The sequence below is a fragment of the Novosphingobium sp. ZW T3_23 genome, from assembly GCF_044987305.1.
Lineage (GTDB): Bacteria > Pseudomonadota > Alphaproteobacteria > Sphingomonadales > Sphingomonadaceae > Novosphingobium.
The window spans coordinates 36,906-61,242 of the sequence record NZ_JBJDRF010000008.1 but is presented as its reverse complement, the minus strand read 5'-3'; the positions used below and the strand labels follow the sequence as shown (position 1 = coordinate 61,242).

General features: G+C 64.7%; 23 protein-coding genes. 7 read left to right on the top strand and 16 right to left on the bottom strand.

Features of this window, described 5'->3' with window-relative positions; all coding sequences use genetic code 11:
- Nucleotides 1-24: 24 nt before the first annotated feature.
- The 4 genes from ACI3K3_RS07080 to ACI3K3_RS07065 form a co-directional block, all read right to left on the bottom strand.
- Nucleotides 25-570, bottom strand: coding sequence for a glutathione peroxidase (locus ACI3K3_RS07080; RefSeq protein WP_404912903.1), 546 nt, complete (start codon nucleotides 568-570; stop codon nucleotides 25-27).
- Nucleotides 571-673: 103 nt separating this feature from the next.
- Nucleotides 674-1,363: a glutathione S-transferase family protein gene (locus ACI3K3_RS07075; RefSeq protein ID WP_404912902.1), complete on the bottom strand. Its 690-nt coding sequence runs from the start codon at nucleotides 1,361-1,363 to the stop codon at nucleotides 674-676.
- 126 nt (nucleotides 1,364-1,489) lie between these two features.
- Nucleotides 1,490-2,125, bottom strand: a complete 636-nt coding sequence (locus tag ACI3K3_RS07070) for a CoA transferase subunit B (RefSeq protein ID WP_404912901.1) — start codon at nucleotides 2,123-2,125, stop codon at nucleotides 1,490-1,492.
- Nucleotides 2,125-2,832: a CoA transferase subunit A gene (locus tag ACI3K3_RS07065; protein ID WP_404912900.1), complete on the bottom strand. Its 708-nt coding sequence runs from the start codon at nucleotides 2,830-2,832 to the stop codon at nucleotides 2,125-2,127. The genes ACI3K3_RS07070 and ACI3K3_RS07065 overlap by 1 nt, the downstream gene beginning before the upstream one ends.
- Before the next feature lie 86 nt (nucleotides 2,833-2,918).
- On the opposite strand from ACI3K3_RS07065, the gene ACI3K3_RS07060 reads away from it, so the two are divergent.
- From ACI3K3_RS07060 to ACI3K3_RS07040, 5 genes are all read left to right on the top strand, one after another.
- Nucleotides 2,919-3,812 carry a LysR family transcriptional regulator gene (locus tag ACI3K3_RS07060; protein ID WP_404912899.1) on the top strand — a complete coding sequence of 298 codons (894 nt, stop codon included), beginning with the start codon at nucleotides 2,919-2,921 and terminating at the stop codon, nucleotides 3,810-3,812.
- A 62-nt stretch (nucleotides 3,813-3,874) separates the two neighbouring features.
- Nucleotides 3,875-4,657, top strand: a complete 783-nt coding sequence (locus tag ACI3K3_RS07055; RefSeq protein ID WP_404912898.1) for a universal stress protein — start codon at nucleotides 3,875-3,877, stop codon at nucleotides 4,655-4,657.
- 582 nt (nucleotides 4,658-5,239) lie between these two features.
- Entirely contained in the window at nucleotides 5,240-7,555 is a 2,316-nt protein-coding gene (locus tag ACI3K3_RS07050) for a CDC48 family AAA ATPase (protein ID WP_404912897.1), read from the top strand.
- A 235-nt stretch (nucleotides 7,556-7,790) separates the two neighbouring features.
- Nucleotides 7,791-8,573, top strand: a complete 783-nt coding sequence (locus ACI3K3_RS07045; RefSeq protein ID WP_404912896.1) for a glutaminyl-peptide cyclotransferase — start codon at nucleotides 7,791-7,793, stop codon at nucleotides 8,571-8,573.
- A gap of 114 nt (nucleotides 8,574-8,687) precedes the next feature.
- Nucleotides 8,688-10,265, top strand: a complete 1,578-nt coding sequence (locus tag ACI3K3_RS07040; RefSeq protein WP_404912895.1) for an ABC-F family ATP-binding cassette domain-containing protein — start codon at nucleotides 8,688-8,690, stop codon at nucleotides 10,263-10,265.
- Nucleotide 10,266: 1 nt separating this feature from the next.
- On the opposite strand, the gene ACI3K3_RS07035 is transcribed toward ACI3K3_RS07040, so the two are convergent.
- The gene (locus tag ACI3K3_RS07035) at nucleotides 10,267-11,427 is read right to left on the bottom strand and encodes a mechanosensitive ion channel family protein (protein ID WP_404912894.1); all 1,161 of its coding nucleotides are present in this window, start codon (nucleotides 11,425-11,427) and stop codon (nucleotides 10,267-10,269) included.
- Nucleotides 11,428-11,713: 286 nt separating this feature from the next.
- Nucleotides 11,714-14,554, bottom strand: a complete 2,841-nt coding sequence (gene polA / locus ACI3K3_RS07030; protein WP_404912893.1) for a DNA polymerase I — start codon at nucleotides 14,552-14,554, stop codon at nucleotides 11,714-11,716.
- 275 nt (nucleotides 14,555-14,829) lie between these two features.
- Here polA and ACI3K3_RS07025 point away from each other — a divergent pair, with 275 nt between their 5' ends.
- Nucleotides 14,830-15,162: a hypothetical protein gene (locus ACI3K3_RS07025; protein ID WP_404912892.1), complete on the top strand. Its 333-nt coding sequence runs from the start codon at nucleotides 14,830-14,832 to the stop codon at nucleotides 15,160-15,162.
- 99 nt (nucleotides 15,163-15,261) lie between these two features.
- Here the strand turns inward: ACI3K3_RS07025 and bla are convergent, their stop codons facing one another.
- From bla to ACI3K3_RS07005, 4 genes are all read right to left on the bottom strand, one after another.
- A complete protein-coding gene (bla, locus tag ACI3K3_RS07020; RefSeq protein WP_404912891.1) occupies nucleotides 15,262-16,338 on the bottom strand; it encodes a class A beta-lactamase in 1,077 nt (358 codons plus the stop codon).
- A 220-nt stretch (nucleotides 16,339-16,558) separates the two neighbouring features.
- Nucleotides 16,559-18,202, bottom strand: a complete 1,644-nt coding sequence (gene groL / locus ACI3K3_RS07015) for a chaperonin GroEL (RefSeq protein WP_404912890.1) — start codon at nucleotides 18,200-18,202, stop codon at nucleotides 16,559-16,561.
- Nucleotides 18,203-18,249: 47 nt separating this feature from the next.
- Complete coding sequence (gene groES, locus ACI3K3_RS07010) at nucleotides 18,250-18,537, bottom strand: co-chaperone GroES (protein WP_086492655.1); 288 nt, start codon at nucleotides 18,535-18,537, stop codon at nucleotides 18,250-18,252.
- 164 nt (nucleotides 18,538-18,701) lie between these two features.
- Entirely contained in the window at nucleotides 18,702-20,081 is a 1,380-nt protein-coding gene (locus ACI3K3_RS07005; protein WP_404912889.1) for an MATE family efflux transporter, read from the bottom strand.
- Between the two features lie 135 nt (nucleotides 20,082-20,216).
- Between ACI3K3_RS07005 and ACI3K3_RS07000 the strand changes: the two genes are divergently transcribed.
- Nucleotides 20,217-20,657: a c-type cytochrome gene (locus ACI3K3_RS07000; RefSeq protein ID WP_404912888.1), complete on the top strand. Its 441-nt coding sequence runs from the start codon at nucleotides 20,217-20,219 to the stop codon at nucleotides 20,655-20,657.
- A gap of 22 nt (nucleotides 20,658-20,679) precedes the next feature.
- Here the strand turns inward: ACI3K3_RS07000 and ACI3K3_RS06995 are convergent, their stop codons facing one another.
- The 6 genes from ACI3K3_RS06995 to ACI3K3_RS06970 form a co-directional block, all read right to left on the bottom strand.
- Nucleotides 20,680-21,645 (bottom strand): GNAT family N-acetyltransferase, encoded by a 966-nt coding sequence (locus ACI3K3_RS06995; protein ID WP_404912887.1) that lies wholly within the window; start codon nucleotides 21,643-21,645, stop codon nucleotides 20,680-20,682.
- 177 nt (nucleotides 21,646-21,822) lie between these two features.
- On the bottom strand, nucleotides 21,823-22,194 hold the full coding sequence (rplL, locus tag ACI3K3_RS06990) for a 50S ribosomal protein L7/L12 (RefSeq protein ID WP_404912886.1): 372 nt from the start codon (nucleotides 22,192-22,194) through the stop codon (nucleotides 21,823-21,825).
- Nucleotides 22,195-22,281: 87 nt separating this feature from the next.
- A complete protein-coding gene (rplJ, locus tag ACI3K3_RS06985; RefSeq protein WP_313437521.1) occupies nucleotides 22,282-22,794 on the bottom strand; it encodes a 50S ribosomal protein L10 in 513 nt (170 codons plus the stop codon).
- Nucleotides 22,795-23,177: 383 nt separating this feature from the next.
- A complete protein-coding gene (locus tag ACI3K3_RS06980) occupies nucleotides 23,178-23,429 on the bottom strand; it encodes a helix-turn-helix domain-containing protein (protein WP_404912885.1) in 252 nt (83 codons plus the stop codon).
- Nucleotides 23,429-23,977 carry a DUF2975 domain-containing protein gene (locus ACI3K3_RS06975; RefSeq protein WP_404912884.1) on the bottom strand — a complete coding sequence of 183 codons (549 nt, stop codon included), beginning with the start codon at nucleotides 23,975-23,977 and terminating at the stop codon, nucleotides 23,429-23,431. The genes ACI3K3_RS06980 and ACI3K3_RS06975 overlap by 1 nt, the downstream gene beginning before the upstream one ends.
- 20 nt (nucleotides 23,978-23,997) lie before the next feature.
- A complete protein-coding gene (locus tag ACI3K3_RS06970) occupies nucleotides 23,998-24,195 on the bottom strand; it encodes a hypothetical protein (protein WP_404912883.1) in 198 nt (65 codons plus the stop codon).
- Nucleotides 24,196-24,337: the final 142 nt, after the last annotated feature.

Here is a 24,337-nt window from a genome sequence, read left to right as displayed (position 1 = left end):
TCGTCGGCGATTGAGAACGACCGCTTACTTCGCCAGTTCGGCTTCGATGGCGTTCACCAGCAGCGGATCCTGCGGTGCCGTGCCGGGCGCGAAACGTCCCACCACTTCACCATCGCGCGATACCAGGAACTTCTCGAAGTTCCACAGCACCTCGGGATCTTCGTTCGGGGTCATGCCATAGCCCTTGAAGCGCTCCTTCATGCCATCGACATCGCCCTGCTTGGTGGGGATCGCTTCGGTCAGCGCCGCGTAAAGCGGCTGCTTGCCCTCGCCGGTGACATCGGCCTTGGTGAAGAGAGGGAAGGATACGCCATAGTTGACCTGGCAGAACTCGACGATCTCCTCGTCGCTGCCCGGTTCCTGCGCGCCGAAATCGTTGGCGGGGAAGCCCAGCACTTCGAAGCCCTGCGCCTTGTATTCGCCGTAGAGCTTCTCCAGTCCTTCGTACTGCGGGGTAAGGCCGCACTTGGACGCGACGTTGACCACGAGCAGGACATTGCCGCTATGTTCGCCGAGGCTGTCTGCCTTGCCGTCGATGCGGTTCAGGGGAATTGCTGAGATGTCGGCCATGAAGAAGGTCTCCCGGGAAGTCTGAAGCCGGAACATGGCGCAAGGTCATGACCACCGCAAGACGACGCAGCCCCCCAGCCGCAGGCTTCGCTCCGGCGAGCGATCAGCCGGCGGTGCGGCGATAGTCCGCTATCACCTCGCCGCAATCCGCCAGTTCGGCCTCGTGTCCTTCCTCGCGCCAGGTTTCCGCCAGGGCTTCCTCCTCCCACTGCCGCATCGCCGGATGCTCCAGCACCTGGTCGACCCAGGACTGGCATGTCCCGACATCGAGGCCATAGGTACGGATACGGAAGGCGACCGGCGCGAAGAAAGCATCGACAGCCGTGAAGCTATCGCCGGCGAGCCAGGGCCCGCCGAAACGCGAAAGGCCCTCCCCGAAGATTTCGCGCAGGCGGGCGATGTCGCGCAGCAGCTCGGCACGCATGCTGCGCGGGCGTACCCGCACGCCGACGTTCATCGTGCAGTCGCCCCGCAGCGCGGAGAATCCGCCATGCATCTCGGCCACGGCGCATTGGGCATAGGCCCGCGCCGCTTCATCCTGCGGCCAGACGCCGTGATGGCGATCGGCCAGATAGAGCGTGATGCCCAGCGAATCCCAGATCGTCCGCTCGCCGTCCAGCAAGGCCGGAACCTGCCCGGTGGGCGAAAAGTCGCGAAAGGCCTCGTAGTTCACGGGGGCCGCGAAAGGCTCTATCCGGTCGGTGAAATCGATACCGAGCGCCTTCATCAGCACCCAGGGCCTGAGCGACCAGCTGGAGTAGTTCCGGTTGGCGGTGATCAGCGTGTAGGCCACTCGGAACTCTCCCAGGCAGGTGAAATTTATTGGATTTCGCGGCGCCGGCCCTCTCCCCCACCCGACCTCCCGACAGGGTAGACTTCGTGGGAGGTCGGGTGGGGGAGAGGGCCGGTGCCGCGACCTTCAAGTCAAATAATGTGCCGTGGTCTTAGCGGCGACTTCCTCCGCCGTCACGCCCGGCGCCAGTTCGATCAGCTTGAACGGGCTCTGGTGGTCGGGGCGCTGGAACACGCAGAGGTCGGTGACGATCATGTCGACCACGTTCTTGCCGGTGAGCGGCAGGGTACAGGCCGGGATGAACTTGGGATCGCCGTTCTTGGCGTTGTGCTCCATGACGACGATGATCTTCTTCACGCCCGCCACGAGATCCATCGCGCCGCCCATGCCCTTGATCATCTTGCCGGGGATCATCCAGTTGGCGATGTCGCCGTTCTCGGCAATCTCCATCGCGCCCAGCACGGCCAGGTCGATGTGGCCGCCGCGGATCATGCCGAAGCTGGTAGCGCTGTCGAAGTAGGCAGACTGCGGCAGTTCGCTCACCGTCTGCTTGCCCGCGTTGATCAGATCCGGGTCCACTTCGTCCGGATAGGGGAACGGGCCGATGCCCAGCATGCCGTTTTCCGACTGAAGCGTCACCGTGATGCCGGTGGGGACGTGATTGGCCACCAGCGTCGGAATTCCGATGCCGAGGTTCACGTAGAACCCGTCCTGAAGCTCCTTGGCCGCGCGGGCGGCCATTTCGTCACGAGTCCAGCTCATCAGACGGTCTCCCTTTCGCGCGTGGTGGTGAACTCGATCTTCTTGTCGTAAGGCGCGCCCAGAACAAGGCGCTGCACAAAGACGCCGGGCAGGTGAATGCTGTCGGGATCGAGCGAGCCGGTATGGACGATCTCTTCCACTTCCACTACGCAGACCTTGCCGCAGGTGGCGGCGGGCACGTTGAAGTTGCGCGCCGTCTTGCGGAACACGACGTTGCCGGTTTCGTCCGCCTTCCACGCCTTGACCAAGCTGAGGTCCGCGAAGATGCCTTCCTCAAGGATATACTCCTCGCCCCGGAACACCTTCACTTCCTTGCCCTCGGCCACCTGGGTGCCGACGCCGGTCTTCGTGTAGAAGCCGGGAATGCCCGCGCCCCCGGCGCGCATACGCTCGGCCAGGGTGCCTTGGGGGCAGAATTCCACTTCCAGTTCGCCCGAAAGGAACTGGCGTTCGAACTCCTTGTTCTCGCCCACGTAGGACGAGATCATCTTCTTCACCTGCTTGGTGCGCAGCAGCTTGCCGATGCCTTCGTTGTCGATGCCGGCATTGTTGGAGGCGAAAGTCAGGTTCTTCACGCCCGAATCGCGCACCGCATCGAGCAGCCGCTCGGGAATGCCGCAAAGGCCGAATCCACCGGCCGCAACCAGCAGTCCGTCCTGCAACAGCCCTTCCAACGCGGCTTGGGCGCTGGGATAAATCTTGTTCATGCCATTCTCCCGTTTGGGGCAAAGCTAGACAGTCGATCTCATTACGAATAGCGATTGTTTTTTATCAGAACCGATAATCCGTCGTTATGAAACGTATCGCTCTCTTCCATCTGGAAACGCTGATGTGGATCGATCGGCTCGGCACGTTCGCAGGCGCAGCGCAAAGACTCAATACGACGCAGCCCGCGATTTCCGCCCGCGTGCGCGAGATCGAGGAGCAGCTGGGAGTCCCGCTTTTCCAGCGTGATGGACGGCGCATGGTCCTGACCGCACGGGGCCGCCGCCTCGTGCAGGAATGCGAACCGCTTCGGCAGGGCCTGGAGCGCGTGCTGCTCGATGCCAGCGACTTCGCCGGGGCGACCGGCACCGTGCGCATCGGCTCGGGAGAGATCGCCGCGGCCACCTGCCTGCCCGACTTCATCGGCGCCATCGAGCGCGAGCGGCCCGGCGTGACGCTGGAGATCGAACTGGATCTCACCGCCAGGCTGCTCCAGCAGGTTCTCTCGGGCACGCGAGACATCGTTTTCCTTGCCGGGCCGGTAGCAAGCCCGGGGCTGCGCACGACGCCGATCGGCTCGGTGGAACTTGTCTGGGCGGCCAGCCCGCAGGTCGCCGGAGCGGGCGATTTCTCTCAAAGAGACCACCTCCTGCCTATCTGGTCGCTGCCGGATCATTCTCCGCTCCACGCCGTCACCCTGGCCGCTCTGCAAGAACACGGCATCACGCCGCGCGCGCTCAACACCTGCAACAACGTGCGCATGTTGATCGAGATCGTCGCACGCGGGCAAGGCGCCGCCGTCCTGCCGGAGACCATGGTACGAACGGAACTGGCCCGCGGCCTGCTCGCGGAAGTCCTGCCTCGGCCGAGGCACAAGGTCCATTTCGAAGCTGCCATCCGCACGCGAGAGCAAGATCCCGTCATCCTCGACTTATTCGAGCGCGCCGCGCGGCTCTCGATCGAATCCAATCGCGAACTTTGATCTTCGTCATGGCAATTCCATGACCTTGCGATAGGTTACCCCGCATCAACGGGAGAATTACCATGCGCTCGATACTCGTGAACGCCGACCGCAAGGCCGACAGCGAAGCCCGCATCGACACCGCGCTTGAACTGGCCCGCCATCTGGATGGCCATGTCACCGTGCTCGTCGATACGCCGGTTTCGCGCTATATCGCCATGGATCCCATGGGAGGCAGCTACGTGATCTCCGAAGCGCTCGACAAGGCGCGGGGGGAGGATGACGCCGCCGCCGAGGCCATAGAGGCCCGCCTCACGCGCGGAGACATCGCCTTCGAAGTGATCCGCAGCGAACAGGACCCGGTTCCTGCCCTGGCCGGCGCCGCGCGGCTTTCCGACCTGGTGGTCGTTTCGCGTTCCAGCGGGATCGCCGGGCAACTGGCGATGGTGGCGCGGGCCCCGGTGCTCGCGCTGCCGAAAGGCCGCAAGCTCTCGCTGCCGATCCGCCGCGCCGTGATCGCCTGGGACGGCGGCGAGCAGGCGGCCAGCGCGCTCAAGGCAGCCATTCCCCTGCTGCAAAGCTGCCAGGTGGTGAAGCTGGTGACCGTGATCGAAAAGTCCGGCGGCTTTCCGGCAACCGACGCCCTGCGCTACCTTTCGCGCAACGGCGTCCATGCCGAATACGAGGAATACGAAAGGCGCGGGTCTACCGAGGAAACCCTGGCGCTGGCCGTGAACCAGACCCACGCGGAACTGCTGGTCATGGGTGCTTATGGAAAGAGCCGCCTCAGGGAGTTCCTGTTCGGAGGCGTCACCGCCCACTTCCTTTCGGATGCCAGCGCACCGGCGGTGCTGTTTTCTCACTGAACCATAACGGATAAATCGACATGAGGCGCCGGTGCAGGACATCGGCGCCTTTTTGCGTTTCGACCGGCCGGGAATTCCGCCGAAGGGACATTTTTCCGCCAGATACTCAGCATGTTGAGTAAATGGCGCAGCGCAACAAGCAACCATTGCAAGCCGAAGCGACAGGCAATCGCCCTGACGATTGCGTCAAGCTGAAGATGAAGCTCGACTCATATTTCATCACGTTGTTTTAAAGAGATTTTGTGGTGAATACCCTGCGTAGTTCGATACAACGCAATGTTGCTTGCACGTTTCGCAACCGTCAAATCGGCATTTCGCACTTGCACAAAAGCCGAGTCGGAGTCATACAGACAGTGCCTTTCAGGCATCCTCTCCCAAAACTTTCACGGCCCGGTTGGAAACTTCCGGGCCTTCTTTTTGCCTGTTTGAGAACGTCGTTCTCAAACAGTTCCATCGGAAACATCCGCAGTGGCCGTTGGTTGGTTTGAAATCCGGGGAGCCGATACCTAGTTCCAATTCACGTCCCGGACGGCCCGCGCAAACTGGCGCCTGGCCGGAATCGGGAGGATGGAAAGGACCCTCATGGCGGACGCCACAACCCATGTCGACGAACGCACGGTAAAGCTGCAGGTCGCGGCAGCCCGTCAGGAAGAAAGCGGGCAGGGCATCGCCCGCCTTTCGCGCGCCTCCCTATCCGAGATCGGCGCGATGGAAGGCGATGTGCTGGAAATAACCGGCAAGACCGCCACCGTCGCCCGCGCCGTACTCGCCTATGACGAGGACGAAGGCCTTCAGGTCATCCGGCTCGACGGGCTTCAGCGCGGCAATGCCGAAGTCGGCTCCGGCGATCACGTCGTGGTCCGCAAGGCCGAATCGCGTCCCGCGCAGCGCGTGGTGTTCGCGCCGGCGCAGAAGGACATGCGCCTGCAAGGCCCCTCCGCCGCGCTCAAGCGCAACTTCTTCCAGCGCCCGATGGTGCAGGGCGATCTCGTCGCCACCACCGGCCAGCAGCAGGTCGCGGACATTCCGCCGCAGCTTCGCCGCATGTTCAACGCGCCGGCCTACGCGCTGACGCAGATCCGCCTCAACGTCGTCTCCACCACCCCGCGCGGCATCGTCCACATCGACGAGAACACCGAAGTGGAACTGCGCGAGGTCTTCGAGGAAGCGCACGACGCCCGCGGCGACGTCAACTACGACGACGTCGGCGGCATGAGCGACACCATCCGCCAGCTTCGCGAGATGGTGGAACTGCCGCTGCGCTATCCCGAACTCTTCACACGCCTCGGCGTCGCGCCGCCGAAAGGCGTCCTGCTGCACGGCCCGCCGGGCACCGGCAAGACCCGCCTGGCCCAGGCGGTGGCGAACGAGAGCGAAGCGAACTTCTTCACCATCAACGGTCCCGAGATCATGGGATCCGGCTATGGCGAGAGCGAAAAGGCCCTGCGCGAGGTCTTCGAGGAAGCCACCAAGGCGGCCCCCGCGATCATCTTCATCGACGAGATCGATTCGATCGCACCGAAGCGCAGCCAAGTCCACGGCGAGGCGGAAAAGCGCCTCGTCGCCCAGCTTCTCACGCTGATGGACGGCATCGACAGCCGCGCCCACGTCGTCGTCATCGCCGCCACCAACCGGCCCGATGCCATCGACGAGGCCCTGCGCCGTCCCGGCCGCTTCGACCGCGAGATCGTGATCGGCGTGCCCGACGAAGCCGGACGCCGCGAGATCATCGGCATCCACACCCGCGGCATGCCGCTGGGCAGCAAGGTCGATCTGAACGAACTCGCGCGCACCACCCACGGCTTCGTCGGCGCCGACCTGGCCGCCCTCACCCGCGAGGCCGCGATCGAGGCCGTGCGCCGGATCATGCCCCGGCTGGACCTCGAAGCCCGCACGATCCCGCCCGAAGTGCTGGAGGAATTGCAGGTTCTTCGCGAGGACTTCGTGGCCGCCCTGAAGCGCGTCCAGCCTTCGGCCATGCGCGAGGTCATGGTGCAGGTGCCGAACATCGGCTGGGCCGACATCGGCGGCCTCGACAATGCGCAGCTCAAGCTGAAGGAAGGCGTGGAACTGCCGCTGAAAAACCCGGAAGCCTTCCACAAGCTGGGCATCCGCCCCGCGAAGGGCTTCCTGCTCTACGGCCCGCCGGGCACCGGCAAGACCCTGCTGGCCAAGGCCGTCGCCAAGGAGGCCGAGGCGAACTTCATCTCGATCAAGTCGTCCGATCTCCTGTCCAAGTGGTATGGCGAAAGCGAACAGCAGATCGCCCGCCTCTTCGCCCGCGCCCGTCAGGTTGCGCCCTGCGTGATCTTCATCGACGAGATCGACAGCCTCGTGCCCGCTCGCGGCATGGGCGGCGGCGGGGGCGAACCGCAAGTGACGGGCCGCGTGGTCAACACGATCCTCGCCGAAATGGACGGGATGGAGGAATTGCAGTCGGTCGTGCTGATCGGCGCCACCAACCGCCCTGCCCTGGTCGATCCGGCGCTGCTGCGTCCGGGCCGCTTCGACGAGCTGGTCTATGTCGGCACGCCTGACGAGGCCGGGCGTGAGCACATCCTCGGCATCCATACCAGCAAGATGCCGCTGGCCGACGACGTCTCCCTGCGCGACGTCGCCGCAAGGACCGAGCGTTTCACCGGCGCCGACCTGGAAGACGTGGTCCGCCGCGCCGGCCTCATCGCCATCCGCAAGCGCGGAGCGGAAGTGGAGCAGGTCCGCCGCGAGGACTTCGAGGATGCTCTCGAAGACAGCCGCGCCACCGTGACCGAGGAGATGGAAGCGGAGTATGAGCGCATGAAGGGCGAACTCAAGAAGCGGGCGATGGAACTGACGCCCATCGGCTTCATCGCCCCCGGCATGGTGGAATCCACCCGCGAGAAGAAGCACGGCGATTGAATGATGCGGCCTGAATAAGAGGCCAGAATGATAGGGTTGAATGATACGTCGTCCCGGGCTTGACCCGGGACCGCTGGCCGCGTCGCGCCTTGCTCGCGAGGTAGCGCCTCAAGATTTGCCAGCGGTCCCGGATCAAGTCCGGGACGACGATAATCTGTCAGGCACACTGATCGACGACAATCTGCACGGCACAGTAATCCTTGCGAACCGTCCTGCCTTGCGGCACCTCCCGCGCATGAATTCTCCCTTCCGTACCGTGCTGGCCGCCATTCTCAGCCTCATCGCGGCCGTTCCCGCCGCACAGGCGAAGGCAGTCCCAGTCTGCTCCTACCGCATCGACAACGCCTACCCCCACGATACCGGCGCCTTCACCGAAGGCCTGCTGTTCGACCGGGGCCTGCTCTACGAAAGCACCGGCCGCGAAGGCGATTCCCGCATCGTCGTGCGCAAGCTGGAAACGCTGGAGCCGATACGCGAGGCGCAGGTCGATCCCTCCGTCTTCGGAGAGGGCCTTGTCGACTGGAAGGACCAGTTGATCAGCCTCACCTGGCGCGACGGGATCGGCTATCGCTGGGACCGTGCGACACTGAAGCCACTGGGCACCTTCCGTTACGAGGGTGAAGGCTGGGCCATGACCCGCCACGGCGAGACGATCTACCAGAGCGACGGCTCCGCCACGCTGCGCCTGCGCGATCCGGCGACGATGCGGCAGACCGGCAGCCTTGCCGTCACCGCCGACGGCAAGCCGGTGGCGAACCTCAACGAGCTGGAATGGATCGGCGGCGAGATCTGGGCCAATGTCTGGATGACCGACCGCATCGCCCGGATCGACCCGAAGACCGGCAAGGTCACGTCCTGGCTGGACCTTACCGGCCTGCGCGAACAGGCGGGTGGGCGCGGCGTCGACGCCGTGCTGAACGGCATCGCCTGGGATGCTCCGACGAACCGCATTTTCGTGACCGGCAAGAACTGGAACCAGATCTTCCAGATCGCCCCGGACTGCCCGAAGGGCACCTGACTTGCCCGATCGGGCCGCTTGCGATAGAAAGCGGCTCACAAGCCAAGGGATGGATCGATGAACGACTGAGCACATAGCCCGTTTTTTTCCCAAACGCTATCTGCCGGTGTTCTCATGACATTCCTGACTCTCGACCGCGTGGCCTGCTCGGCCCCCGATGGTTCCCCGCTCTTCCGTGACCTCACGTTCTCGCTCGGCCGCGAGACGCTCGGCCTTGTCGGTCGCAATGGTGCAGGCAAGAGCACCCTGCTGCGCGCGATCGCCGGGGAAGCGCCAATTCTGGAAGGCACGATCACGCGGCAGGGCCGGGTCGGCCTGCTGCATCAGCTTCCCCCCGACGACAACGCCAGCGTGGCCGAAGCCCTGGGCCTCGCCGCGCAGTTCGCCCGGCTCGATCGCATCACCCAGGGCCGCTTCGAGGACGACGATTTCGAGCTGGCCGACTGGACCCTGCCCGAACGCCTCGAAAAGGCCGCCGCGCTGGCCGGTTTCGGCGATCTCGATCCCCAGCGGCCGCTCTCCACCTTCAGCGGCGGGCAGCGCACCCGACTGATGCTGACCGGCCTTCTCATGGACGGGCCGGACGTGCTCCTGCTGGACGAGCCCACCAACAATCTCGATGAGGCGGGCCGCAAGGTGGTTGCGGACCTGCTTGAGGGCTGGAACGGAGGCGCCCTTGTCGCCAGCCACGACCGCGAACTGCTGCGCCGCGCGAATCGCATCGTCGAACTGACCGGCACGGGCGTCCACATGGTCGGCGGCGGCTGGGACGCCTTCGACGAGCAGCGCAGTCGGGAGCGCGCCCGCGCCGCCGAAGTGCTGGAACGAAGCGAGGACGCGCTGCGCCGTTCACGCCGCGAACGTCAGGAAGAAACCGAAAAGCAGGCCCGGCGCGACAGCAGGGGCCGTCAGGATGCCGCCAGGGGTGGCGCGCCGAAGATCCTGCTCGGCGCCCGCAGGCAGCGCGCCGAGGAAACCGGCGGACGCCAGGGCAAGCTGGGCGACGAGCGCGTGGGACGTGCGCAACAGGATCTCGAAACGGCGCGCCGCGACGTGGAAGTGCTGGCCCCGATCCACATCGAACTGCCGCCCGGCGGCCTGCCTTCCGGCCATGTCCTGATCGAGGCTCGCGGCATCACCTGCACGCGCGGCGGAAGGCGCCTGTTCGGTCCGCTGGACCTCGTGATCCGCGGTCCCCGCAGAATCGCCGTCACCGGCGCCAACGGTTCGGGCAAGACCAGCCTGATCCGTATTCTCGCCGGGCTGGACCAGCCGGACGAAGGCGAGATTCGCGCCGACGGATCGCGCAGCGCGCTGTTGGACCAGCACGTCTCGCTGCTGGGCGACGGCGGCACCGTGCTGGACGCCTATTTGCGCCTCAACTCCGAGGCCGACCGCCACGGCGCTCATGCCGCGCTGGCCCGCTTCGGCTTCCGCAACACCTGGGCGGAGCGCGAAATCGGCGGTCTTTCCGGCGGCGAGCGGATGCGGCTGGCGCTGGCCTGCCTTTTCACGCGGCGCAAGGTGCCTTGGCTGCTGATCCTCGATGAGCCGACCAACCACCTCGACCTCGCTTCGGTCGAGATGCTGGAGGAGGCTCTGCGCGGCTATGACGGCGCCGTGGTCTGCGTCAGCCACGACGCGGCCTTTCGCGAGGCGCTGGGCCTGGAGAAGGCGATCGCGCTGGGGTAGGTCAATTGGCCCTACGCGCTTCCCCGCCACCACGGGCTTCCCCGTTGACCGACCCGGCGACCAGTTCCGCCAGCCCCGCGCTCGCGCCCAGTTCGACCGGCGCCACCGGCAGGGTCCGCCGCCTGACGAGGGCTTCCGGCTGGTTGCTTCGGATCCAGTCCATCATGCTCTCGCGCAGTTCGCAGCGCAGGTCGAACAGCGTCGGGCCGTCGCGTGCGCTCATCAGCAGGCGGACCTCGATGGCCTCGTCCTTGCAATCGGTCACCTGAAGCACTTGCGCCCGCTTGTCCCAGAGGCGGTGGGCGGTGATCTGGCGCGTATATTCCTCGCGGATCGGGCCGATGTCGGTGCCCTGGTCGAGATAGAGGAACACGGTGCCGAGCAGCTGCGAGGTGGTCTTGGTCCAGTTCTGGAAAGTGTCCTCCAGAAAGCGGTTGGACGGCACGACGAGGCGGCGCTCGTCCCACAGCCGCACGACGACGTAAGTGGTGCGGATGTCCTCGATACGGCCCCATTCGCCGTCGAGGATGATGACATCGTCGATCGAGATCGGCTCGGTCATCGCCATCTGGAAACCCGCGATCAGCGCCTTGAGCGCGGGCTGCGCCGCCGCGCCCACCGCCAGCGCGGCGAGCCCGGCCGAAGCCATCAGGGTAACGCCGATCTCGCGCACGCCGGGTATCGAGGCCAGCATGCCGGAAACGGTGAGGAACACGATCAGGAACGTGCCGATGCGGCTGAAGATCGAAAGCCGGGTGCGGCGACGGCGCGCGTTGCGATTGTTCTCCACCGAGATGTCGGCGCGCATGATCATCGCTTCCACGAAAGCGCGCAGCACCGCCACGGCTACCCAGCCCGTCAGCAGCGGCATCACGAAAGGTGCGAAGCGCTCCCACACGGTCTCCAGTGCCGGGGTCTCGCGCGCTGCCAGAACCACGCCCATGGCCATGAAGGCCCAGCGCGTCGGGCGATTGAGACGATTGACGACGATGTCGTCCGCTTCGCTCGCGCTGCGATGGGCGATCCGGTGGAGAATGCGGAACAACAGGGCGTGGACGACGAACGCCAGCGTCAGGCCGATCAACGCGGCGATCAGCGCCATCAACGGGCGTTCCGCCCAATCCGGCAGGCCGCCGAGGAGGCTTTCGATGAAATCGATCATGGGGCTGAAACTATGCTGCATCGCAGCAGTTTCAGCGACCGGCTCGCTTCATCGGGCTTTCGGGGCAGGTCGGGGGAGAGATTGCTCCGTTTTGGAATGCTCCTGTCGTCCCGGACTTGATCCGGGACCGCTGGCAATTCTTTAGGCGCAATCTTGCAGGAAAGCGCCTCGCCGCGAGTTGGGTGATGCGAGGCCAGCGGTCCCGGATCAAGTCCGGGACGACGTTGTTCAAGCCTTCACTGTCGTTCAAGCCTTCCCAACGCCGTTCAAACCTTCGCCATTTGCCTCAATGTGCCGCGCCCCAGCTGAGACCGGAACCGATCTCCACGCCCAGCGGAACGTCCAGTTTCACCGAAGGCTCGGCCGCGCCCGCCATGACGCTGCGGATCACGTCCGAGGCCGCAGCGACGTCGCCCTCGGGCAATTCGAACACGAGTTCGTCGTGCACCTGAAGCAGCATGCGTACATGCCCCAGGCCCGCCGCTTCCAGAGCCGGCATCATGCGCACCATGGCGCGCTTGATGATGTCGGCGCTGGTGCCCTGGATCGGGGCGTTGATGGCGGCGCGCTCGCTGCCCTGGCGCTCGGCGCCGTTCTTCGAGGTGATGCGCGGGAACCAGGTCTTGCGGCCGAACAGCGTTTCCGAATAGCCCCGCTCGCGCACCTGCTCCAGCGTGTGGACGATATAGCGCTGGATGCCGGGGAAGCGCTCGAAATAGCGGTCGATCATGGCCTGCGCCTCGTCCGCCTCGGTGCCGAGACGGCCTGCGAGGCCCCAGCGCGAAATGCCGTAGAGGATCGCGAAGTTGATGGTCTTGGCCCGTCCGCGCGTGTCGCGGTCCACCGTGCCGAACATCTCCATCGCCGTGCGCGAGTGGATGTCCTCGCCCTGGGCGAAGGCTTCCTTCAGGCTCGGCACGTCGGCCATGTGCGCGGCAAGGCGCAGTTCGATCTGCGAATAGTCAGCGGCGAGCAGGACGTTGCCCGGCTCGGCCACGAAGCAGTCGCGGATCTGGCGGCCGATCTCGGTGCGGATCGGGATGTTCTGCAGGTTCGGGTCGGTCGAGGAAAGACGCCCGGTCTGCGCGCCGACCAGGCTGTAGCTGGTGTGGACGCGCCCGGTTTGCGGATTGATCGCCGCCTGCAAAGCCTCGGTATAGGTTGAGCGAAGCTTGGAAAGCTGGCGCCATTCCAGCACCTTGGTCGCGACTTCGGCACCCTCGCCCGCCAGCTTTTCCAGCACCGACTGGTCGGTGGAATACTGGCCGCTCTTGCCCTTCTTGCCGCCCTTGTAGCCGAGCTTCTCGAACAGGATATCGCCAAGCTGCTTGGGGCTGCCGATGGTGAATTCCTGGCCGACCTTGCCATGGATCTCGCCTTCCAGCGCGCCGATCGCCTCTGCGAACTGGCTCGAGAGGCCTGCCAGCTTCTCGCGGTCCACCTTGATGCCGTGGCGCTCCATCTGGGCGACGACGGGGATCAGCGGCCGGTCGACACGCTCGTAGATCCGCGTGCCGCCCTCGTCGGAGAGGCGCGGCTTGAGGAGATTATGCAGGCGCCAGGTCACATCCGCGTCCTCGGCCGCGTAAGGCGTGGCGCGGTCGAGCGGTACTTCGCCGAAGGGAATCGCCTTCTTGCCGGTGCCGCAGACGTCCTTGAAGGCCATGGTCTTGTGGGCGAGATGGCGTTCGGACAGTTCGTCCATGCCATGCCCGCCGCCGATGCCCTCGATCTGGCGGCCCGCGTCGAGGCAGAAGCTGACGATCATCGTATCGTCCACCGGCGCCACCAGAATGTCATGCCGGGCCAGAACGTTGAGGTCGTACTTGATGTTCTGGCCGACCTTGAGCACCGCATCGCTTTCCAACAGCGGCTTGAGCAGCGCCAGCGCCGTCTGCAACGGCACCTGCTGCGGCTTCTCCGCGAACATGTCGCTGCCGCCGTGGCCGAGCGGGATGTAGCAGGCATCGTTCGGCCCCAGGGCCAGACTGATCCCGGCGAGGTCCGCCTTCATCGCATCGAGCGCCGAGGTCTCGGTGTCGAGCGCCACCACATGCGCCGCCAGCCCGCGCGCCACCCAGCGCTCCAGCGCCTCGACGGTCTGCACGCATTCGTAGGCGGCATAGTCCACCGCCGGCCATTCCGGCAGCGGCTGTCGCGCCGCTCCCTCGGCCGCACCACTGGCGGCGGTGACCGGCTTGGCCGGATTGAGCTGGGTCGGCCGATCGGGGCTGCCGCGACCGCCGTCGAGCCGCTTGAGCAGACTGGTGAAGCCATGCTTGCCAAGGAATTCGGCCAGCGGCGCCGGGGGGATCGCGTCCAGCTTGAAGTCGTCCAGCGCCATCGGCAGCGTGCAGTCTTCCTTGAGCGTGACCAGCACCTTGGAAAGGCGCGCCTGTTCGGCCTGCTCGATCAACCGCTCCTGAAGCTTGGACTTCTTCATCGACGGCGCCGCCGCCAAAGCGGATTCGAGGTCGCCGTAGTCCTGGATCAGCTTGGTCGCCGTCTTGGGGCCGACGCCGAAGACGCCCGGCACGTTGTCCACCGAGTCGCCCATCAGCGCCAGCACGTCGCCCACCTTCTCGGGCGGGACGCCGAACTTCTCGACCACTTCCGGGATGTCGATCCGCTGGTTCTTCATCGTGTCCAGCATGTCGATGCAGCCGCCACCGACCGCACACTTGCCCACGAGCTGCATCAGGTCCTTGTCCGAGGAGACGATCGTCACGTCCCAGCCCTGGCGCGTCGCCTCGCGGGCGTAAGAGGCAATGAGGTCGTCCGCCTCGAAGCCCACTTCCTCGATGCAGGGCAGCGAGAAGGCGCGGGTGGCATCGCGAATCAGCGGGAACTGCGGGACCAGATCCTCGGGCGGGGGCGGACGGTTGGCCTTGTAGTCGTCATAGATGTCGTTGCGGAACGAGTGGCTGCCCGCATCGAGGATGACCGCGAGGTGGGTGGGGCCATCGGCCTTGTTGAGGTCATCCGCCAGCTTCCACAGCATCGTCGTATAGCCGTAGACCGCGCCGACGGGCGTCCCTTCCGGGTTCGTCAGGGGCGGCAGGCGGTGATAGGCGCGGAAGATATAGGCCGAGCCATCGACGAGATAGAGATGCTGCTTGGAATCCATGGCCTGATCCCTAGCAGCGCGGGCCCCGGTCGTCAGCAGGGCAGTGACACGCAGCCGGTGAAATTGGCCGATCGGCAAGCCGGTGCGACGGGACGGGAACCAATTCGCTCCACCGTCGTTTGCCCGCGACTGCTTGAAACGCATTCGCGACCGGCCTAGTTTCCCGCTCAAGGGGCGAAGCCGCTCGTATCTGCGGATGGGCTTACGGGGGTTTGTCTTTTCAGCAAGCGCTTTTCAGCAAACGCTTTTTAGCAAAACGAGGGAATACCGAGAACATGCGCAAGATCGTTATCGCCGCCACTGCCGCCGTCGCGGCCCTGTCGCTCGCCGCCTGCTCGGAAAAGACGCAGGACGCCGCTTCGGACACCGCCACCTCGGCCGCCGGCGACATGTCGGAAGCCGCTGAAGACGTGGGCGATGCCGTCAGCGATCTCGGCGACAAGGCCTCGAACGTCGCCAACGACGCCGCCGATGGCGTCAAGGACGCTGCCGCCGACGCCGCCAAGAAGGCCGAGAAGACCACCGACGACATCGCCGCCGATGCCGAGAAGGCCGCCGCCGACGTCACCGATGCCGAGAGCACCCCGCACACCAACGATCAGCACTGATCGGCTGCGAAGCCAGATTAACAAAAAAGGCGCTCCGGAGCAGTCCGGAGCGCCTTTTTTCTATGGCTATGAGGCAGTTTCGACGCGCGGCGATGTGCCTCAGCGCGCAGCGGTGCGGTAGGACGATCCCTCGGCCAGATAGCCGTCGTAGATCGCGCGGGCGATGCTGGCGATCCGCGCCTCCCGGTTCGGACGGGTGCCCTGCCCGGTAACGTAGATCGCCACCGCATAGGCGCGGCCGTCAGGCGTCTCGATGATGCCGATGTCGCTGGAGGTATTGTTGAGCGATCCGGTCTTGTGGGAAACCGTGACTTCGGCGGGGAGCCCGGCCCGGATGCGACGCTTGCCGGTGACGGTGCGGCTCATGGCGCCCAGCAGCACGTCGCGACCCTGCTTGCTCATCCACTTGCCCTGGTAGATCCCGGCCAGCAGTTCCACCACTGCGATCGGCGTGGCGCTGTCCCGCTTGTCGACGACCTTGGCCGGATCGATGGCGCCGTCATCCCGCACCAGGGTGGCGATGTCGCGATCGATGTGCCAGTCCTCGATGCCGGTCCGGCGCACCCAGGCGTTCACCGCCGAAGGCCCGCCCACCACCTTGAGCAAGGCATCGGTGGCGTAGTTGTTGGAGCGGGTGATCATGATCTCGATCAGCTGGCGCGCGGTCATGTAAGTGCCCGCGCGGACCGGTGCGATCGAGCTGGAGAACGGCGCCGAGGGCACCGGCACCATCAGCGGGAACTCGCTGGAAAGGCTCCACTTGCCCTTGTCCACGCCTTCCAGGAAGGTCGCGGCAATGGCGATCTTGCTGGTGCTGGCCATCGGGAAGCGCTGGGTTCCCAAAACATCGACCATGCGCCCGGTGGAAAGGTCCATGGCCGCCACGCCGATGCGCCCCCGCGAAGCTTCCGCCACCGAGGCGAGCTGCTTGCCGAAATCGCTGGAATAGGTACGCGGGCCGCGCTGCTCCGTTCCGAATACGGAGTCGAACGAATCCTGCACGTCGCCGATGGCGGCGGCTTGCGGACGGACTTGCCTCTGGGCCTGCCCTTGCGCCTGAACCGGCACGGACGCCAGCAGGCCGAGAGACAGCGTCCCGGCGGCCAAAGTCGCAACCTTGAAGAAGCGCCCCGTGCCTTTACGGCACCGCGCGACGAGTTTGTCTGCCCCGATCATGCAGATCCCACCCTGTGCTTGTACATGTTCCCGTAGAGTTAACGAGAACGAGGCAAAGCGCCAGCCTTGCGCGATGAACTGCAGGTTCCATGCGGGCAATTGCTTGGAATCGAACAATCCTTTCGCCCAGATGAACGAATCCGTCTGCGGAAAGAAAACGAAAAGGGCCGGAAGGATCGCTCCTTCCGGCCCCAATTCGCGTTGGTAAGACGTGAGTGGCTTAGAAGCCGCCCATTCCGCCCATGCCGCCCATGTCGGGCATTGCCGGCATGGCAGCCTTGTCTTCCGGCTTGTCGCTGATCGCCGCTTCGGTGGTGATCAGCAGGCCGGCGACCGAAGCCGCATCCTGAAGCGCGGTGCGCACGACCTTGGTCGGGTCGATGACGCCGGCGGCCTTCAGGTTCTCGTAGACGTCGGTGGCGGCGTTGAACCCGATGCCTTCGTCCGACTGGTCGAGCAGCTTGCCGGCGATGACGGCGCCGTCGCTACCGGCGTTCTCGGCGATCTGCTTCACCGGGGCAGTGATTGCCTTGCGGATGATGTCGACGCCGCGGGTCTGGTCTTCGTTGGCACCGGTCAGGCCTTCGAGGGCGCGCGTTGCGTAGAGCAGCGCGGTGCCGCCGCCGGGGACGATGCCTTCTTCAACCGCAGCGCGGGTCGCGTGGAGAGCGTCGTCGACGCGGTCCTTGCGCTCCTTCACTTCGACTTCGGTCGCACCGCCGACCTTGATGACGGCAACGCCGCCAGCAAGCTTGGCCAGACGCTCCTGGAGCTTTTCGCGGTCGTAGTCCGAAGTGGTGACTTCGATCTGCGAACGGATCTGGTCGACGCGGCCCTTGATGTCGTCGTGCGAACCGGCACCGTCGACGATGACGGTGTTGTCCTTGTCGATGGTGACCTTCTTGGCTTCGCCAAGCATGCCGAGCGTGACGCTCTCAAGCTTGATGCCGAGGTCTTCCGAGATCATCTCGCCAGCGGTCAGCGTGGCGATGTCGCCCAGCATGGCCTTGCGACGATCGCCGAAGCCCGGAGCCTTGACGGCAGCGATCTTCAGGCCGCCACGCAGCTTGTTGACGACGAGCGTGGCCAGAGCCTCACCCTCGATGTCTTCGGCGATGATGAGGAGCGGACGGCCCGACTGCACCACGGCTTCCAGGATCGGAAGCAGCGCCTGGAGCGACGAGAGCTTCTTCTCGTGGATGAGGATGTACGGGTTTTCGAGTTCGACCGTCATCTTCTCGGGGTTGGTGACGAAGTAGGGCGACAGGTAGCCGCGGTCGAACTGCATGCCTTCGACGACATCGAGTTCGAATTCGAGACCCTTGGCCTCTTCGACGGTGATGACGCCTTCCTTGCCGACCTTTTCCATGGCTTCGGCGATCTTCTCGCCGACTTCGGTGTCACCGTTGGCCGAGATGATGCCGACCTGGGCGATTTCCGACGAGCCGGCGACCGGGGTCGAACGGGTCTTGAGGTTCTCGACGACCTTGGCGACGGCGAGATCGATGCCGCGCTTGAGGTCCATCGGGTTGATGCCGGCAGCAACCGACTTCATGCCTTCGCGCACGATCGCCTGGGCGAGGACGGTCGCGGTGGTGGTGCCGTCACCGGCCTTGTCGTTGGCCTTCGAGGCCACTTCGCGCAGCATCTGCGCGCCCATGTTCTCGAACTTGTCCTTGAGTTCGATTTCCTTGGCGACCGAGACACCGTCCTTGGTGATGCGGGGAGCGCCGAAGCTCTTCTCGATCACGACGTTGCGGCCCTTGGGGCCCAGGGTCACCTTGACGGCATTGGCGAGGGTGTCGACGCCGGCGAGAATGCGTTCACGCGCGTCGCGGCCGAACTTTACGTCCTTGGCTGCCATTTGGAATTCCTTCTAGAATATCTGGAAAATGCAGAAAGTCAGAATGCTCAGCCGATAACGCCGAGAATATCCGATTCCTTCATGATCAGCAGGTCTTCACCACCGACCTTGACTTCGGTGCCGGACCACTTGCCGAACAGCACGCGATCGCCGACCTTGACGTCGAGGGGGGTGATGGTGCCGTTTTCAGCGCGGGCGCCGGTGCCGACGGCGACGATTTCGCCTTCAGCGGGCTTTTCCTTGGCGCTGTCGGGGATGATGATGCCACCGGCCGTCTTTTCTTCGGCCTCGACGCGGCGCACGAGAACACGGTCGTGCAGCGGGCGGAAAGTCATGGGATTCTCCCTTATCCAACGAACTAAAAGGGCAAAAACTGGAATTGGCACTCACACTGATAGAGTGCCAACGGCCGTGGATATGGTTGGAGCCTAAGGCGTCGTCAAGCAGGGACGCCCCAAAAAATTCTCATCCGGTATGTACGGCAGATGAGACGAGCGCATTACACCCGGTCGAGATGGAACTCTTCGCGCCAGTGCCAGCGAGCGATCAGCATGAATGCCGCCACCGTCAACCCCACGGCAAGGCCGATCCATACGCCCACGCCTTCCAGCGGCGTGAACAGGCCCAGCACCGCCGACGTCGCAAAGCCTGCAGCCCAGTATCCGAACAGCGCGATCGCCATCGGCACGCGCGTATCCTGTATGCCGCGCAGCGCGCCTGCGGCCACGGCCTGGAGCCCGTCGGTCAGCTGGAATATCGCCGCCACGAACAGGAAGTGGAGCGCAAAGCCGACCAGCACCGCATTCTGCGGCGCATCGACGTCGACATAGGCCGAGAGGATCAGGCGCGGGGCCAGGAGCATCGTCGAGGCGGAGAGGACCATGAAGATCATCGCCACGGTGATCGCCGCCCAGCCCGCCTGGCCGACGCCCACGCGGTTGCCCGCGCCGTAATGGTAGCCGACGCGAATGGTCGCCGCCTGCCCCACGCCGAACGGCACCTGGAACGCGAACGCCGCGATCTGAAGGGCCACGGTATGAGCGGCAAGCTGCGCCTCGCCGATCCGCCCCATGAGGAAGGCGGCGCCGCTGAACAGGCCGCCTTCCGCGATCAACGTCGCGGCGATCGGCAGGCCAAGCGCAAGGATCTGGCGCAGGCGCTGCCATTCGGGCCGCCAGAAGCGCCCGAGCACATGGTAGCGCCGCAGTCTGCGATCGCTGCCGATGGCGATGACATACGCCAGAACCATCACGCAGGCCGTCGTGATGCTGGCTATCGCGGAGCCCATCAGGCCCAGTTCGGGAAAACCGAAGTGCCCGAACACCAGCACGTAGTTACCCAAGGCATTCACGCCGATCGCCAGCGCGGTGATGAGCGTTGCGAAGAACGGCCTTCCCAGCGCGGAAACGAAAGTGCGCAGCACGTTGGCGATCGTCATCGGCAGCACGGCGATCGATACGATCTTGAGGAAATGCGCCGCCAGGCCCGCGACTTCGGGCTCCTGCCCGGTCACGTCCATCAGCCATTCGCCGAACTGCGAGATCGCGATGGCGCCCAGGCTGAACATCACCGCGACCCAGAGCGCCATGCGCGCGGAACGGCGCACTTCGCGCACCGAAGTGGAGCGACGCCCGATCTCCGCTGCGATCAACGGCGCGACCGCACCGGTGACGCCGTTGATGCCCATCATCATCAGGGCGACGATGGCAATGGCCAGGCTCGATGCCGCCAGGGCCTGCTGGCCGAGACGCGCCACGAAGATCACGTCGGTGGCGAAGACCGCCATCTGCAGGAGATTGGCGAGCGCAAGCGGCCCGGCAAGGCGCAAGGTAGCGCCGAGTTCGGCACGGAAAGTCGAAGGAAGGTGCTGTGTCGCCATTTCGGCAGGGGCGATAGGGGACGGGACCGGCAAGCGAAAGGAAATTCAGGGGCCCATTTCGCGGGATTTGCGCGATGTCATGGTCTTCCCATCGGATGGGCGGTGGAATAGGGCACCGCCAGCGCCGGAGAAACCATGACGACTGCACGCCTGATTATCGCGCCTCCCCTGCTCCTCCTTGCCGCCTGCGGCGGGTCCGGGCAGGACAATTCCGAAACGCCTGCCGATGCCGGCAAGACCACTCCGGCGGCATCGCCGGACTCGTCAACGGAAGCCGCCCGCCTTGCGAAGGCCCCGCCCGGCTTCGCGACCTGCCGGTCCTGCCATTCGGTGGAGCCCGGAAAAAACGGCATCGGCCCATCGCTGTTCGGGATCGTCGGCACCCGCGCCGGGGACGTGCCGGGCTTCAATTTCAGCCCCGCCCTCAAGGCCTCCGGCGTGACCTGGGACCGCCAGTCGCTCGACACCTGGCTGCAAGGGCCGATGAAGATGGTTCCCGGCACCAAGATGGTGATCGGCGTACCCAACCCGCAGCGGCGCAAGGACGTGATCGACTACCTCGAAACCCTGAAGTGACGGCCGGTCCAGTGCTTACGCTCTACAGAGAGGGCTCGTCCGAACCGGCGTAGCGCATCGCCACGTCGCATCGCTCATAGCGGGCGCCGTATTGGGCCATGATTTCGGCATCGTGGCGGAAGCCCAGCTTCTCATAGAGATGGATCGCCGCCTCGCAGTGCCTGTTGGTCAGCAGGTAGAGCGGATCGGCGCCCATTTCCCGTGCCCGCCCGATCATCGCGGCGAGCAGGAATTCCCCCGCCTTGAGCCCGCGCGCCGATTGCCGCACCCCCATCTTCGTCAGTTCGAAAGAGCGCTCGCCCGTCTTCTGCAAGGCGCAGGCGCCGACCACGCCAAGCCCCTGCGCTTCCACGAAAAGGATCGTGCCGCCCGGGTCGACGATGCAGCGGCGCGGATTTTCGAGAACGTCGCGATCGGTGGGTTCCAGGCGGAACATCGCCTCGATCCATTCGGCATTGATGTCATGGAAGTCCCGCGCAAGGTCGTCCGTGAATTCGCGGATGGTCAGGATCGGGGGCTGAAGCCTTTCGTAGCGCGCCACCATCGACGATTCGTCCAGCGCGGATTCGATGCGCTCCAGAAGCGCCAGCAGCGCCGCAGTCTCGCCGCCACACATTTCGTCCACGGCAAGGCCGACACCGGGCCAGACCTGCATTCTCGCCCTGTTCATAGCCGCCTGCCCGGCGGGAGTCAGCGAGACGAGGCGTTGACGAAGGTCGCTGCCCTGTTCCGTCTTCACCAGTTCGAGCGCGGCCAGCTGACCGATCGCGCGCGTCACCCCCGGCTGGCTGGACCCGACGGCCTCGGCCAACTGGCCGATCGTCATTGCGCCCGCTTCCAGCGCGGTCAGCAGCGGCATATGGCTCGGCTGCGCGGAGATACCCGATGCCTGAATGATCTGCGCGGCATCGCCTTGCAGACGTTCGGCCAGTCGCTTGAGCCGGCTGCCGAGATAGACACCGCCAAGGCCCGCGATCACATCGGTCATTTATCAACTCCATATCACGTTATATATCGCGTTATGGATATTCGTCCGGCGCGTCAACCGGGCAAAAAGAAAGGGCGGCCCCGAGGAGCCGCCCTTCCCTTTGTCTGCTCGGAAGAACCGAGAGATCGACCCTGGCCTAAGCCAGGGGAATCCTTGCGGGCCGAAACCCGCAGAAGATTACTTGAGCTCGACGGTGCCGCCGGCTTCTTCGATCTTCTTCTTGATTTCTTCGGCTTCAGCCTTGTTGATGCCTTCCTTGACGGCCTTCGGAGCGCCTTCGACGAGAGCCTTGGCTTCAGCCAGGCCCAGACCGGTGATGGCGCGGACTTCCTTGATGACGTTGATCTTCTTGCCACCGTCGCCGGTGAGGATCACGTCAAATTCGGTCTTTTCTTCGACGGCGGCGGCTTCACCGGCCGGGGCAGCAGCCACGGCAACGGCAGCAGCGGCGGAAACGCCCCATGCTTCTTCGAGAGCCTTGGCGAGGTCAGCGGCCTCGAGGACGGTCAGCTGCGACAGTTCTTCAACAAGCTTGGCGATATCGGCCATGATAATAACTCCTGATCTGTGGTCCACCGCGGGCCTCATGCCCAACGGCGGAATAAATCGTTAGAAAAGCGTTGCTTAAGCTTGAACTCAAGCAGCCTTGTCGGCGTAGGCAGCGAAGACGCGCGCCAGCTTGGCCGCCGGAGCGGTCTGAAGCTGGGCGATCTTGGTCGCCGGAGCCTGAACGAGGCCGATGAGCTTGGCGCGCAGTTCGTCGAGCGAGGGCATCGAGGCGAGAGCCTTGACACCCGTTGCGTCCAGAACCTGCGAACCCATCGCGCCGCCGACGATCTCGATCTTGTCGGTCGTCTTGGCGAAGTCTACGACAGCCTTTGCAGCAGCGACGGGGTCCACCGAAGTGGCGATGGCCGTCGGGCCGGTCAGGAAGTCGTCGATACCGGCATAGTCGGTATCCACGATGGCAAGCTTGGCAAGACTGTTCTTCGCAACCTTGTAGGTCGCGCCCGCATCGCGAATCTTGCCGCGCAGGGCGGTGGACTGAGCCACCGACATGCCGAGGTTGCGGGTGATGACCACCACGCCGACCTCGTTGAAGACCGCGTTGAGCTGGGCGACCGAATCGGCTTTCTGCGAACGATCCATGCCTTACTCCTTCACATGTGACCGCTTGGGACTTGCGCCCCGCACGGCCGGCTACGTTTGTCCGAAGCGCTGATGCGCTTCGGGCGAGTCCGTTGGCGAAGGGGAAGGAGTTTTTCGTGTCGAAACACGAACCTGGCACCACGCTTCGAAAAGGAGCGAAGGACCGGAAAATTTCCTGTTCCCCGTCTAGGCTGGAAATTAAGCCCCCTAAATCGGAAGCACCAACTGTCTCGGACGGATGAACCATGGGCCGAAACCCATGTGGTTCGGCCGCGCCTTTGAAGGAATGCGCGGCCGGAGTCAAGGATCACTGTCGGCTGTATCTGGCTGGAATGTGGCCCCCGGGTTCAGGCTCTTGGGCCCGGCTCGCGGAAAATCAGGCTTTAGGGCTTTAGGGCTTCATAGCCAAGCAGGTCGCCCGGCTGACAGTCCAGCTCCCGACAGATCGCCTCCAGCGTGGAAAAGCGAATCGCCTTGGCCTTGCCAGTCTTGAGGATCGACAGATTCGCGAGGGTAATGCCGATGCGCTCCGCCAGTTCGGTCAGCGTCATGCGGCGGGCGTAAAGCAGATCGTCCAGCTTGACCACGATGCCCGATCCTTCGATGCCCGATCCTTCCGTTCCCTCGTCCGCCATCACACGGTTCCTTCCAGTTCGGCGCGCATCTCGGCGCCCTTGCGGAACACCCGGGCAAGGATGAAGAGGATCAGCATCAGCAGAAGCCCGTTGCCGGAAACGCCGCCCATCGTCTCCAGCTTGGTGTGACCTTCGCCGATCCGGTTGATCCACGCGCCGAGCCCCGAGAGCGGCAGGCCCAGAAGCTGCACGACCAGGGTCAGCCAGGCCATCTGCGTCAGCCGCACGGCATTGTCCGGCACGAAGGGATCGCCGTCGCCCACGGTCCCGACGATATGCTTGAGGAGCTGGAAGATGCGGAACAGGACACCACAGAGGATCGCGGCCACCGCCAGGATCGCGCTGACCACCCAGAAGAACTGCGGCAGCACCAGCGGCATGTCGCGGGCCATCTCCACCGATATGTCGTTTCGGAACACGAGCAGCAGCGGAACCGCGACGATGCAGGCGGCGATGGCGATGACCATGCTGGCCATCAGGAACCAGAGCAGCCCCCTCGCCACGGCGAGCAGCGGGTCGCGGGTGATCGATTGCATGGTGGAAGTCATGATGCAGCCCCTTCCCGTACTTACATCAGTGCCGGCGCGGCGGGTGCCGCGATGACGATCCGGGCGCCGTGATCGGAGAGCCCGTAAGACGACGACGCGGCACGATCGGCCGCCTGCGCCGGCGCCGAAATCGTCGGCAGCCAGCAGGCGGCTACGAACACCGCCGAAAGAAGGATCGCGAATGGGCGGGAAGCCGCCGGGTTATGCGAGAAGACCATTGTCCGTTCTCCGATAAGCTTGATATCGAAAAGCAATAAACTCAGATTCGCTTATCGTCAATCGATAATATTGAAAAACGATATATCGCACATCGCTTAACGAGATTGGGCCCCGGTCGGCAGGCATCCGGCACTTGCCTCC